Source organism: Xanthomonas boreopolis (assembly GCF_046529185.1).
Lineage (GTDB): Bacteria > Pseudomonadota > Gammaproteobacteria > Xanthomonadales > Xanthomonadaceae > Pseudomonas_S > Pseudomonas_S boreopolis.
In genome coordinates, this window is sequence record NZ_CP097162.1 from 2,800,074 (window position 1) to 2,812,202 (window position 12,129).

Annotated in this window: 12 protein-coding genes; all 12 read left to right on the forward strand. The window is 65.2% G+C overall.

The genetic code is table 11. The features are described 5' to 3' along the window. The first annotated feature begins 1 nt into the window (after nucleotide 1). Genes M3M27_RS12585 through M3M27_RS12640 form a run of 12 tightly spaced genes read left to right on the forward strand, consistent with a single transcriptional unit; the run spans nucleotide 2 to nucleotide 12,082 of the window. Nucleotides 2-391: a DUF6631 family protein gene (locus M3M27_RS12585; protein WP_434025836.1), complete on the forward strand. Its 390-nt coding sequence runs from the start codon at nucleotides 2-4 to the stop codon at nucleotides 389-391. Nucleotides 392-441: 50 nt separating this feature from the next. Further along, nucleotides 442-603: a hypothetical protein gene (locus M3M27_RS12590; protein ID WP_281914779.1), complete on the forward strand. Its 162-nt coding sequence runs from the start codon at nucleotides 442-444 to the stop codon at nucleotides 601-603. Next, a complete protein-coding gene (locus tag M3M27_RS12595; protein ID WP_029577200.1) occupies nucleotides 581-1,228 on the forward strand; it encodes a DUF6441 family protein in 648 nt (215 codons plus the stop codon). The genes M3M27_RS12590 and M3M27_RS12595 overlap by 23 nt, the downstream gene beginning before the upstream one ends. A gap of 2 nt (nucleotides 1,229-1,230) precedes the next feature. Next, nucleotides 1,231-4,428 (forward strand): tape measure protein, encoded by a 3,198-nt coding sequence (locus M3M27_RS12600; RefSeq protein ID WP_434025837.1) that lies wholly within the window; start codon nucleotides 1,231-1,233, stop codon nucleotides 4,426-4,428. 2 nt (nucleotides 4,429-4,430) lie between these two features. Continuing rightward, complete coding sequence (locus M3M27_RS12605) at nucleotides 4,431-5,402, forward strand: hypothetical protein (protein WP_434025838.1); 972 nt, start codon at nucleotides 4,431-4,433, stop codon at nucleotides 5,400-5,402. Between the two features lie 19 nt (nucleotides 5,403-5,421). Then, nucleotides 5,422-6,564: a hypothetical protein gene (locus tag M3M27_RS12610; RefSeq protein WP_434025839.1), complete on the forward strand. Its 1,143-nt coding sequence runs from the start codon at nucleotides 5,422-5,424 to the stop codon at nucleotides 6,562-6,564. Beyond that, nucleotides 6,565-8,247, forward strand: a complete 1,683-nt coding sequence (locus tag M3M27_RS12615) for a hypothetical protein (protein ID WP_434025840.1) — start codon at nucleotides 6,565-6,567, stop codon at nucleotides 8,245-8,247. Next, nucleotides 8,244-9,047 (forward strand): phage BR0599 family protein, encoded by an 804-nt coding sequence (locus M3M27_RS12620; RefSeq protein WP_434025841.1) that lies wholly within the window; start codon nucleotides 8,244-8,246, stop codon nucleotides 9,045-9,047. The genes M3M27_RS12615 and M3M27_RS12620 overlap by 4 nt, the downstream gene beginning before the upstream one ends. A gap of 9 nt (nucleotides 9,048-9,056) precedes the next feature. Next, nucleotides 9,057-9,287 carry a hypothetical protein gene (locus M3M27_RS12625; RefSeq protein WP_434025842.1) on the forward strand — a complete coding sequence of 77 codons (231 nt, stop codon included), beginning with the start codon at nucleotides 9,057-9,059 and terminating at the stop codon, nucleotides 9,285-9,287. Next, a complete protein-coding gene (locus tag M3M27_RS12630; RefSeq protein WP_434025843.1) occupies nucleotides 9,284-9,508 on the forward strand; it encodes a hypothetical protein in 225 nt (74 codons plus the stop codon). Before M3M27_RS12625 ends, M3M27_RS12630 begins: the two co-directional genes overlap by 4 nt. After that, nucleotides 9,505-11,727: a phage tail protein gene (locus M3M27_RS12635; RefSeq protein ID WP_434025844.1), complete on the forward strand. Its 2,223-nt coding sequence runs from the start codon at nucleotides 9,505-9,507 to the stop codon at nucleotides 11,725-11,727. The genes M3M27_RS12630 and M3M27_RS12635 overlap by 4 nt, the downstream gene beginning before the upstream one ends. A gap of 1 nt (nucleotide 11,728) precedes the next feature. Continuing rightward, the gene (locus tag M3M27_RS12640; protein WP_434025845.1) at nucleotides 11,729-12,082 is read left to right on the forward strand and encodes a DUF2793 domain-containing protein; all 354 of its coding nucleotides are present in this window, start codon (nucleotides 11,729-11,731) and stop codon (nucleotides 12,080-12,082) included. The last annotated feature ends 47 nt before the right edge of the window (nucleotides 12,083-12,129 follow it).

The following is a 12,129-nucleotide window of genomic DNA, read 5'->3' on the forward strand; positions in this document are numbered from 1 at the left end:
AATGAGCGCTTCCGATCTGGATGTTCTCGTGCCGCAACCTCAAGTTGTGGAACTGGCTGGCCAACGCCTCGCGATCAGTCCGCTGGTGCTCGGCGAACTGCCGGCGATGCTCAAGGCCGTGCAGCCCTTCGCGCAACGACTGGCGGGCGAACCGGACTGGCTCGCCTTGCTCTCGGACCACGGCGATGCCTTGCTAACCGCATTGGCGCTTGCCAGCCGACAGCCACGCGATTGGGTGAACGCGCTGGCTCTCGACGACGCGATCACCCTGGCGGCGACCGTGTTCGAGGTGAACGCGGATTTTTTCGTGCACCGGGTCGCACCGAAGGTGGGCGATCTGGCCCAGCGGCTGAACGGGCGTCTGGCTGGGCTGATGCCGTCGCCCGCCTGATCCGAGGCGGTCACCGCTACCCGGATATCCTCGGCTACACGTTGGGGCAGATGAACGCCTTTCTCGCCGCCGATTGCCGCCTCGAACACGAACGGCTCGCCACCCAGCTTGCCGTCATGACTGCTGCTGCCCAGGGCAGTCGCGACGGCATCCGTGCGCTCCAGGCCGAACTCCAACGGGGCATGCGTGATGAAGATCGATCTGGTCGCTGAGGGATTACTGGATCGGCGGCGCTTCAGCACTTGGCAAGGTGACACCCGCAAAGCGATCCACGCCGCCGTGGCCCGCGCGATGCGCGACACAGGCAAGGAGATGGCCGAGCGGGCGCGGAGCGAAATGCGCGCCGGTTTCAGGGTCGTGAAGCCGAAGTTTCTCCGTTCGATGCACGCCAAGGTGTTCGACCGCAAGGCCGAGGAATTCCCGGCCCTCTACATCGGCTCGAAAGTGCCCTGGCTGGGTATCCACGAACGGGGAGGAACGATCCGGGGGCGGATGCTCATCCCGCTGCTGCCGCAGCACCGGCGTATCGGGCGCAGGGCGTTCGCTCGGGTGATCGATGCCTTAATGCGCTCCGGCAATGCCTTCTTCATCGAAAAGAACGGCCGGCAGATCCTGATGGCCGAGAACATCGCCGACAACGCCCGGCCGCTCGCGCGCTTTCGCCGTGCCGAGCGGGAGCGCACCGGCACCAGGCGCGTGCGGCGCGGCCAGGAGATCCCCATCGCCGTGCTCGTGCGACGCGTGAGCCTGAGAAAACGGTTCGACCTCGCCCGCTCGGTGCGGGTCGGTCTTCCCCGCCTGACGGCGGCCATCCGCAAAGCAATGTCGAAGGTTTGAACGTGGCCGGTAACCGTGCCCAGGTCCTCATCACCGCCGTCGATGAGACGCGACGGGCCTTCCAGTCTGTACAGGGAAATCTCGCCCGCCTGCGCGGCGAAGCCGCCCAGGTCGGCCAGGTGCTCTCCCGCATCGGCGGCGCGATCGGCCTTGGGCTGGGGGTGCGCGAACTGGTCGAGGTCGCCGACCAGTACAAGAACCTGCAGGCGCGCCTCAAGCTCGCGGTCACCTCGCAAGAGGAATTCAATCGCGCCGACGCGGCCCTCTTCGAGATCGCCCAGAAAAACCGCGCGCCCCTGGCAGAAACCGTCACGCTCTATGCGCGGCTCGCACCCTCGGTGCAGGCCTTGGGGCGTTCGCAGGCGGACGTGCTGGCGGCTACCGATGCCATCGGGCAGGCCGTGTCGCTCTCCGGCGCATCCAGCGACGCGGCGGCCGGTGCCCTGCTGCAGTTGGGGCAGGCCTTCGCCTCGGGGCAACTGCGTGGCGAGGAGTTCAATTCCGTCATCGAGCAGACGCCGCGCCTGGCGCAGGCCATCGCCGACGGCATGGGCGTACCGCTCGGCTCACTGAGGGCCCTGGCGCAGGAAGGCAAGATCACCTCGAAGGCCGTGCTCGACGCCTTGCTCAAGGAGCGGACGCGCCTCGCCGAGGAGTACGCGAGCCTCCCCGATACGGTGTCGGGTGCGCTCACCCGCCTCAAGAACACCTTCCTGCGAGCCTTCGGCGAACGCGACGCGAGCTCGGGTCTGACGGCGGGACTGGCGCAGGCCATCCAGTTCATCGCCCTGCATCTCGAGCTGCTGATCGACTTGGCCGGTGTCGTGCTGGTCGCCGCTTTCGGGCGGATGGCAGGCGCCTTCGCGACCAGTGTTGCTGCCGCCCGGGCGGAAGCGGCCGCGCGCCTAGCCAATCTGCGCTCGCTGGAAGCCGAGGCGCTCGCTCGGGTGCGGCTCGCCGATGCCGCCTTGGCTCAGGCACGTGCACAAGGGCTTGCCACCAGCGCGCTGGTCGCGGATGCGGCCAAGGCCCGGCTGCAAGCCACCGCTGCTTCCGGTGCCGTGGCTCAGGCCGTCGCGTCCACGTCCCTGCTCGGTCGCGCGGCGGGTCTGTTACGCGGGGTGCTCGCGCTCCTGGGTGGACCCATCGGCGTCATCGTGACTGCTGCGGGGGTACTCGCGGGCGCGCTCTATTCGGCGCGTGACGCCGTGGTCGAGTTCGGCGGCAAATCCGCCTCGATAAAACAGGTCGTCGCTGCCGCCTGGGACCTGGTCCTCGAGAAGGTCGGCGAAGTCGTCAGCGCCTTGGGGCGGCTGGTCGGTATCAACGACCTGTCCTGGGCCCGCGTGCGCGCGGCGATGGTCGACGCGCTGAACGCCATCGGCACGGCGGTCCGCGCGATGGTGAACGTCGTCATCGGCGCGTTCAACGCCATCGGCAGCGTCGTCGGCATCACGGCCGCCTTCCTGATCGAGCGCTTTCGTAGCGCTTTCTCCGACATCGGGGATCTGGCGAAGGCCTTGGGCCAGGACGTGGCAGCGGCCTTCAGCGGCGACTTCTCAATGCAGTCGCTGCGCGCGGTACTCGGCCGCCAGCTCGGCGAGGTACGGGATTTCGGGAAAGAGCTGGCTGGAGCCGTGCGCGACGCCGTCACGCGCGACTACGTCGGGGAAGCCGCCCAAGCCATCTCCCGGCGCATCCGGCCCGACCCAACCCAGCCGGGCGTCTTCGGCCGTTCGCAGCCGCCGGCCAAGCCGACACCCGACAAGGGAGCCGAAGCAGCGAAGCTCGCCCTCGTGCAGGCGCAAGCCGAGGCCGAATTCAAGCTCCTCAAGGACGTGCTGGATCGCCAGGCGCAGGCGCTGGACGCCTCCCTCGAAGACCGGCTGATCTCGATCAAGGACTACTACGCGGCGAAGACCCGGATCGAGCAGCAGGAGATCGATGCGGAGATCCGGCGCGTGCAGGTCTCGCTCGCGGAGCAGCAGCGCCTGGAAAAGACGGGCAAGGACGAGCCCGCACGCCTCAAGGCGAAAGGAGAAGTCGCGAAGATCGAGGCCGACCTGATCGTCCTCAACAAGAAGCGCGCCGACGTCGAGGTCGCCAATGCCCGCAAAGCGGGCCAGGCCGAGCGCGGGCTGCGCGAGGAACTCGCCAAGGTCCGCGATGAACTGCTCGATTTCACCGGTGCCGCGACTAGCCAGGATCGCCGCGCGGCCATCGAGCAGCAGTACCGGAGCCTGATCGAGCGGCTGCACGCCGAGGGCGACACCGAGGGCCTGCACACCATCGGGCGCCTCATCGACGTCAAAGCGGCAGCAGCCGATCTGGCCGACTACGAGCGCCAGTTCAACGATGCGCTCGCTCGGATGCGTACCGCGGAGGAGTCGATCAACCTGCAGCGCAAATCGGGGCTTCTCACGGAATCGCAGGCCCGCCAGCAGATCCTCGCGCTGCATCGCCAAACCGGCCAATCGCTCGACGCGCTGCTGCCGCAGCTGGAGGCCGCTGCCACAGCCATCGGCCCGGACGCCGTCGCCCGACTCCAGGCCTGGAAGAACGAGATCGCGCAGGTGAAGTTAGTCGTCGACGACGTGGCCATTGCCATCGACGGTGCGGTCCAAGATGGATTCGCCCAACTGTTCCAGGATATCGGCAGCAGCGCCAAGTCGGCGAAGGACGCATTCGCGGATTTCGGTCGAACCGTGCTACAGACGATCAATCGCATCGCCTCGCAGAAACTGGCCGAGGCCTTGTTCGGCAGCTTGATGGGCGGCGGTAGCACGGGCGGCGCGAGTGGACTGGGCGGCTTGATTGCCTCGTTCTTCAGCGGCTTCGCCACGGGTGGCTACGTCACCGGCCCCGGCACCTCGACCTCGGATTCGATCCCGGCGCGACTGTCGGCCGGCGAGTTCGTCGTCAATGCCGCCGCCGTGAAGCGCCTGGGCGTCGGCTTTCTGCAGGCCATCAACGGCCTGTCGGCCGGACCGCGTATTTCCGGCGGGCGCTTGGCCTTTGCCGCTGGCGGCCTCGTGCCGGAAGCCTCGGCGCAGCCAGCCATGAACCAAAACATCCGCATCGTGAACGTCATCGATCCGGCGATGGCGGCCGATTACCTCAACAGCAGCGCTGGCGAGCGCACGGTGATGAACCTCATTCAGCGCAACGCGGCTGCCGTTCGCAACATCCTGGGACGCTAAACATGGCCTGGATTTCCGGTACGGCGGCGGGCGCCGCCGACCTCTTCAACAAACTGATCGCGTTTCTCACCGCCGATGCGACCCTGGTCGCCGGCGGCGAAGCATGGACACTGCTGCGCCGTGACACCTTCACTTTAGACCCGAAACGGGATCTGGCCGAACTGCGCGGCCCCGGCTCCTCGGCGGGCGACGCGATCTACGTGCAACTTTGTCTCTTCGCCGACGCGGCTGCACCCGCGTATTCGATCCGCGTGCTGGGCTCGCAGTCCTGGCAAAGCGCGGTGTCGATCAGCACCCCCGAGGGGCAACCGGGCAGTCTGCTCTCGGGGGCGGGTTCGCTCGGCATCGTGCCGAGGATGCCGGTGTTCAACAGCGCGATTAGCTACTGGGTCGTCGCCAATGGCCGGCGCTTCATCGTGGTGGCGAAGTCATCGGCCTACTGGGGCTCACTCTACGCCGGTTTCTTCCTGCCCTACGGCACGCCCTCGCAGTACCCGTATCCGCTCTTCATCGGCGCCAACACCTCGCGCGGCGACAACTACCAGAGTTCGGATCTCGACATCGCGGGCAGCGCTTTCTGGCGCAACGATGGTGAATACGGCAGCTACAGCGCCGCGCTCCTGCAGCCGAGCGGCGGCTGGGTCGGCACGAACCGCTTCGATACGACCTACACCGGCCGCACCTGGCCATGGGCGATGTCGTTGGAGACGCGCAAGAACAGCGCCGGGCGCTACGACCTTGGCAACCTCACGCAGTTGCCGAGCGGCGCAAGCCCGTTGTTGCCGGCCATCCTCTACGACTGCGCGACCTCACGTGCCTTCAACGTCTGGGGCGAGCTCCAGGGCGTGTTCGCCGTGCCGGGTTTCGGGGTGGCCGCTGGCGACACCATGACGGTAGGCGGAACGTCCCATCTGGTCGTGCAGGCAGCGACCTCCACCAATGCGGCGCGCTTCGCCGCCATCCAACTCAACTGAAAACTGGCTTGAGGCAATTATGGCTTACGTGACTGGCGCGTCGGCAGACATCAACACGCTACTGACCGCCATCAAGAATTTCGCGGTGGCCAACGGCTGGACGGCCAACGCCACCGACACCTTCACGCTGACGTTTCGCACTTATGGATCAAACGGTGGCGCCACGCACATTAGCACGACGTCGATGATTTCCTCGGTCAGCGGCTCCGATGCGTACAAGAACCAATCGGAAACGAGCCTCGTCGCAAACCGGGTCGTGCTGACCAAGAACGGCGTGTCCTACCAGTTGTTCGCAGTCAACAAGAAGCTCTACAAGAACGGCGTCAACGGCACCTACGCCTGCCTGGAGGCCTGGGTGTGCGACAGCTTCGCTGCCGGCGCGGCCGCCAACCTGCAGACCAACAACCGCAAGTTCGTGATGGTAGGTCCCTTGCCCACCTCGCTCTATGCCTACCACTTGTTCTCCAACGGTGACTTCGTGCACGTGGTGATCGAGGAGACCCCGGGGCGCTTCCGCCATCTCTCCTTTGGTTTTATCAATAAGTACGGCGCTTTCGCCGGTGGCCAGTACCTGACCGCCGGCTGCCCCATCGAGTCACCTACGACCGCGCCATACGCCTTCAACGCCACGAATCACATGATTCCGTTCGGATCGAACGGCCAAGGGCCGTCGCGATCGGCGCTAGCGTCGAACGGCTATCCCGGTACCTACGTCCGGGCCGACATCGATGGTTGGACGGTCGGTTGGCGGCTGATCTCGACCGGCTCGTACACGACTGAACAGTTGGACGCCTACGGGTGCTCAAGCTACGCCAATGCGACCAACAACCGCGCGGGCTACATCGGGTCCGGGACCCAGAACTCCCTCAACACCCTGGCGCACGATCTGGCTTACCACTGCTCGCCGCAAAGCTACAACGGTCTGGCACCGATGTTGCCGTGCTATGTGGGCGTCAATCGCACGCCCTACGTCGGCACCTGGACGCTGCTCGGCGAATTCCCCGATGTGCGCTTCTTGAACATCTCAAATTTCAACCCAGGCGATGAGCTGATCCTCGGCACCGACGTGTGGAAGATCTTCCCGCTGTGGAACAAGGCCTACACGCCCGGGACGGAGCCGATCAGCTATGACTACGGTCTGGCTTACCGCAAGGTGGTTTGAATGCCTGCCGTCATTGGCGCCTTCACATCGAGCGTCCTGGGCGGCGCGGCCGCCGCCGGGATGCATATCCTGTGGGACAGCGGCCGCCCCGGCTATTTCGAGCCGACCACGGCTGTTCCCGCCATCATCGGCGCGGTTGGCCTTATCGCCAGCGATCAGCCGTCACCCGAGGCTCTGATCGCCCGCGAAGGCACACCCTGCGGATCGTTCTCGGACGACTACTACCACCGAATCTATTTGACGCCGGCCCGGATCGAGTTCGGCAACCTCGTCATCCCCACGACCCGTACCGTCGAGATCTGGAACGCCTTCCTGGACCCGATCACGATCTTCCAACTCGATGGCGACACCGAAGGTTTGTCCCTGGGCTTTTATCCGCCCACGCGGATGCGAGCTCTGGAGGACATCTTCTACGAAGTTATGGCCACCCTCGACGGCCCGAGCTTCGTCGACACGCTGCTGACGCTGCATTTTTCGAGTGGAAGCGCGCGGAATCTGGCGATCAGCTACGGCCGGGTGCTGGTCATGGGCCTGCTACACGATTGGCAGGGCGGCTTCACCGAGCGGCTGGAATGGCTCACCGATGTGCTGACGATACGCGACGGCGGCGAGCAGCGAGTGCGGCTGCGGGCCGATCCCCGGCGCTCGTTCGAGTTCGACGTGCTGGAGTACGGCAACGGCGGGCAGCTGGATCTCCTCATGAACATCTGGCAGTCGCGGGTCTATGCGGTGCCGGTGTGGACCGACAAGGCTCAACTTGCAGCCCCCATCTATCCCGGGGACACGGTTCTGGCCGTGAGCACTGCGGATCTCGACTACCACGTCGGGGGCCTCGCCATCGTCGGGTCACCTACCGGCGCCACCGAAGCCCTGGAGATTCAATCCCTGACCGCCGACACGATCACGCTCAAACGCCCGGTGCTCGCGCACTGGCCTGCCGGCTCGTGGATCGCGCCGGCGCGGCTGGGCAGGCTTCCCGCCCAGCAGGCAGTCAATCGGCCAACGGCTGCGATTGCCCAGGCGAAGCTGCGCTTCGAACTGGAGGATCTGGCCTCGACGGTGGCCGCGACGAATTCGCCCATCCAGTACCGAGGCCACGACACGCTGCTGCGGCATCCGAATCGGGTCGAGGACGTCAGCGTCGACTATCAGCGGCTCATCGACGTGTTCGACCATGAAACCGGCACGCCGGCGGTGATCGACATTCCCAATCGCGCCTTCATCGTTCGGCGCTACCAGTTTCTGTTTGCGGACCGCGCCGACCTCACCGCGATGCGGGGCTGGCTCGCAGCCCGCGGCGGCCGTCAGATGCCGTTCTGGGTGCCGACCTGGGAGCGGGGCATCGAGGCGGCACATCCTTTTAGTCAGGATGCTACCGAGATCCTGGTCCAGACCCGAGGTTTCTCGACCTATTACCAGGCGATGCCCGGCCGCCAGGACGTCGCTTTCCTGCACAACGATGGCACCTGGTACCTGCGCAGGATCACTGCCTTCGAGTACGTGGACGGTGTGGTGGAACGGATGCGGATAGATGCCGCGCTAGGGGTGGCCTGTGCGCCGTCCGACTTCCGGATCGTCTGTTTCCTGGAACTGGCACGGCTGGAGAGCGATACCGTGGAGATCTTCTTCGAGACGGACCGCGTGGCGCGGGTAAGTCTGCCTATTCGGAGCATCAACGGATGACCTATCGGAGCATTGAGGAGAGCGTCCATTCTGGTCAGCCGGTCGAGTTGTACCGCTTCGCCCTGGGAACGACCGTCTGGCGCTACACCTCGGTGCGGGACGCGATGACCTACAACGGCGAACAGTACACCCCGGCGCCGATCCGCCGCTCGGAGATCGAGCAGACGCAGGAGTTCGGTCGCGCGATGCTGAACCTGGAGGCGGCGCGCGATATCGGTGTGGTGCAGTCCTTCATCGTGACGCCGCCCGATGGGGTGCTGTCGCTCACCATTTTCCGCTGGCATCTGACCGACCCGGAGGCCGAATTCCTCACCTGGTGGAAGGGGCGCGTCGTGTCGGTGGTGTTCGGCGGCGTAACGGTGCAGATGCGCTGCGAGCCGATCTTCACGACGCTCAAGCGCTCGGGACGGCGGGCGAACTACCAGATCAACTGCCGTCACCCGCTGTACCACGGCGGCTGCAAGGTCAACGCGGCCGACTACAAGACGGCTGGCATCGTCGAGAGCGTGGCAGGGCTGGAGGTGACCGCCTCGGTCTTTCTGCCCAAGCCGGTTGCCTGGTTCGTCGGCGGACGTCTCATGGCCGCCGGGGCACAACGGATGATCGTCGCCAGCTCCGGCGGTGCGGTGACCCTGTCATCACCGATTCCGGGACTGAAGGCCGGCGATGCGTTCGAAGCCTATCCGGGCTGCGACCACACCCTCGCGACTTGCGCCACCAAGTTCGGCAACCAGCTGAACTACGGCGGCTTTCCCTATATCCCGGTGAAAAACCCCTTCAACGGGGACGCCATCGTTTGAGGTTTTCCCATGTGGCAATACCTGATCGTCTGGGTGAGCACGACGGTCCTGTCGTCGCTGCTCGCCCCGAAACCCAAGACCACGACGCCGCAACCCGGCGATGTCGATGCGCCGATTGCCGCGACCGACAGCCCGATCCCGGTGCTATTCGGCACGCGCATGATCACACAGCCGAACTGCGTCTGGTTCGGCGATGTGCGGACAACGCCGATCAAGACCAAGGGAGGGGGCAAGAAATGACAGAACGAAGGAGCCCCCCTCGCATTGCGACCCATCTCGATGCCAAGGCGCTCGGCTACTGCAACGCCGGGCTGCGCCGATGGTTTCCGCGCGACGGCGTGACCTTCGATGATTTTCGCCAGCAGGGCGTGAGCACCGACTGGCTGCGTGCCACCGGAGACGCGATGGCGATCCGCTTGGCCGAGTACGTCGAGCAGGCAGAAACAGAGGCCAAGGCATGAGCGGTGGCGGCAAAGGCAGCAAGAGCGTCACAGTCGGCTACCGCTACTATGCCGGGATGCATCTGGCGTTGTGCCATGGCCCGATCGATTCGCTGAACAGTATCGTGGTCGGCGAGCGCACGGCGTGGTCGGGGGCGCTGACGTCCAGCGGACGGATCACCATCAACCAACCCGAGCTATTTGGCGGCGACGACCGCGAGGGTGGCATCGTCGGTGCCGTCGACCTGGTGATGGGAAATGCTTCAGACGGTCCGAACGATTACCTCGTCTCCAGGCTCGGCGCCAACGTACCGGCCTTTCGGGGCGTGGTGTCGCTGGTGCTGCGTCAACCGCAGTTGTCGGCGATGAACCCCTACATCAAACCGTGGAGCGCTGAGGTGACGCGGATCATCCGGCGCTCCGACGGATCGCCGCAGTGGTACTCGGACAAGGCCGCTATCGACGGTGACATGAATCCGGCGCACATCATCTATGAGTGCCTGACCGACCGCACTTGGGGCCGGGGCTACAGTCCGGCCGAGATCGACGATGCGTCGTTCCGTGCCGCCGCCGACACGCTCTACGCCGAGAGCTTCGGTCTCTCGATCCTGTGGGATCAGCAGCAGGATATCGAGGCCTTCATCGAGCGCATCCTGCAGCACATCGACGGTTCGATCTACGTGAGCCCGCGCACGGGGCTGTTCACGCTGAAGCTGACCCGAGACGACTACGACCCGGCGACGCTGCTGGAACTGAACCAGACCAACGTTATCCGGCTGGAGTCCTTCGAGCGCACCTTGCCCGAGGAATTGGTCAATCAGGTCACGCTCTCGTACCACGACCGGGCAACCGACAAGAGCGTGTCGATCTCGGTACAAGACATTGCCGGCATCGAGCGCAGCCTGGGCGAAATCAAGGATGCCAAGGTCAGCTACGAGGGCGTGGCCAACGGCGCCTTAGCCGCACGCCTCGCGATGCGGGATCTGCGTCAGCTTTCGTCCACTCTGGCGAAGGTCACGCTGGTGGCCAACCGCACGGCCGCCAGCCTCAACATCGGCGACGTGTTCAGATTCTCCTGGCCCGAGCTGCGGATCGAGCAATTGATCCTTAGGGTCGCGCAGATCAGCTACGGGACGCTGGCCGACGGCCGGGTGCGGATCACCTGTGTCGAGGATGTGTTCGGCCTGCCTGATGCCGTTTATCTCGTACCCGCCGAGAGCGGCTGGGTCGATCCCCGGCAAGCGCCGATCGCGGCGAATTTCGTGTCGGTGAGCGAACTGCCGTACTGGACCCTCGTGCGCGAGCTCACCGGCGAGTCGGCCGCCGCACAGGCCGAGATTGATCCGGACGGCGGATTCCTGTCTGTCTCCGTCGTGCGGCCCTCGAATGCAGCCATCAACTACACGGTACTGACCCGGCAGGGCTCGGCGGCTTTCGAGAAGATCGGTGTCGGCGACTTCGTCCCGTCGTGCGTGCTAGCGAACGACATCGGGCAAACCGAAACCGTGCTGAATGTCCTCTACAGCGTCGATCTGGATTTAGTGGCGCTGGACACCTACGCGCAGCTCGGCGGAGAACTGGTTGCGGTCAGGGCAATCGATGTCGCGGCCGGCACCGTGTCGGTGGATCGCGGCGTGCTGGATACGGTACCCGCGAAACACGCGGCCGGCACCCGGCTGTACTTCGTCGAAGGTGGGCAGTTTTACACCACGGCCCAGTATCTGAGCGGCGAGACGGTGCAAGCCAAGGTGCTGCCCGCGACCGGGATGGGGCGCTTGGCGGAAGCCTCGGCCGCCGCGATCAGCTACACCTTTGCCAAGCGGCAGATCAGGCCTTATCCACCCGGCAGGTTCAGGGTCAACAACCTTGACTACACCGTGAGTCACATCACGGGGGAACTGACGGTCAGCTGGGCACACCGCAGCCGGGTACTGCAGACCTCCTATCTGGTGACGCAGGGAGAAACCAATATCGGGCCGGAGCCAGGCACGACGTACACCGTGCGGATCTATGGCGAGGCCGGCACGCTCAAGCACGTAGAAACGGGAGTGACCGGCACGAGCTGGACCTATCCGATGGCCACCGAAGTCGCCGAAAGCGGCCTGAACCGACCGAACGAAAAACTGACCGTCAAGGTCGAGGCGGTGCGCGACGGGTACACCAGCTGGCAGGCCCAGCAGATCGACATCCCCGAGTGCCGTGGCTACGGCATGTTCTACGGGGCCACCTACGGAGAATGAAATGGCAGCACTGATCGGCCCGAACCTGGGCATGAACTACGGCTGGAGCGCCCGCGAGTCGGGATGGAACACCGGAATGGATGCCAACCTGAAACTGCTCGATGCGGTGCTGCAGTTGTCGGTGAAGTCGCGCACCTTGGCAAGCCCGCCGACCGCTCCAGCGAACGGCGAGCGCTACATCGTGGCATCCAGTCCCACAGGCACGTGGGCCGGAAAGGCCGGGCAGATTGCAGTGCGCCTTGAGGGTGCGTGGTTCTTCTACGTCCCGAAGATCGGCTGGACCTGCTTCATCGAGGACGAGGACGTGCTCGCCGTCTACAAGCCCACCGGCTGGAGCGCCGGCCTGCCCATCTGAACCGCATCCCCACCCCACTATCTCGAACCCGCCCACGTGGCGGGTTT

What these genes read in the sequence shown, in the direction of transcription:
- M3M27_RS12585 (WP_434025836.1), top strand. Translation starts at nt 2, where the DNA reads ATGAGCGCTTCCGATCTGGATGTTCTCGTGCCGCAACCTCAAGTTGTG.
- M3M27_RS12590 (WP_281914779.1), top strand. Translation starts at nt 442, where the DNA reads ATGAACGCCTTTCTCGCCGCCGATTGCCGCCTCGAACACGAACGGCTC.
- M3M27_RS12595 (WP_029577200.1), top strand. Translation starts at nt 581, where the DNA reads ATGAAGATCGATCTGGTCGCTGAGGGATTACTGGATCGGCGGCGCTTC.
- M3M27_RS12605 (WP_434025838.1), top strand. Translation starts at nt 4,431, where the DNA reads ATGGCCTGGATTTCCGGTACGGCGGCGGGCGCCGCCGACCTCTTCAAC.
- M3M27_RS12610 (WP_434025839.1), top strand. Translation starts at nt 5,422, where the DNA reads ATGGCTTACGTGACTGGCGCGTCGGCAGACATCAACACGCTACTGACC.
- M3M27_RS12615 (WP_434025840.1), top strand. Translation starts at nt 6,565, where the DNA reads ATGCCTGCCGTCATTGGCGCCTTCACATCGAGCGTCCTGGGCGGCGCG.
- M3M27_RS12620 (WP_434025841.1), top strand. Translation starts at nt 8,244, where the DNA reads ATGACCTATCGGAGCATTGAGGAGAGCGTCCATTCTGGTCAGCCGGTC.
- M3M27_RS12625 (WP_434025842.1), top strand. Translation starts at nt 9,057, where the DNA reads ATGTGGCAATACCTGATCGTCTGGGTGAGCACGACGGTCCTGTCGTCG.
- M3M27_RS12630 (WP_434025843.1), top strand. Translation starts at nt 9,284, where the DNA reads ATGACAGAACGAAGGAGCCCCCCTCGCATTGCGACCCATCTCGATGCC.
- M3M27_RS12635 (WP_434025844.1), top strand. Translation starts at nt 9,505, where the DNA reads ATGAGCGGTGGCGGCAAAGGCAGCAAGAGCGTCACAGTCGGCTACCGC.
- M3M27_RS12640 (WP_434025845.1), top strand. Translation starts at nt 11,729, where the DNA reads ATGGCAGCACTGATCGGCCCGAACCTGGGCATGAACTACGGCTGGAGC.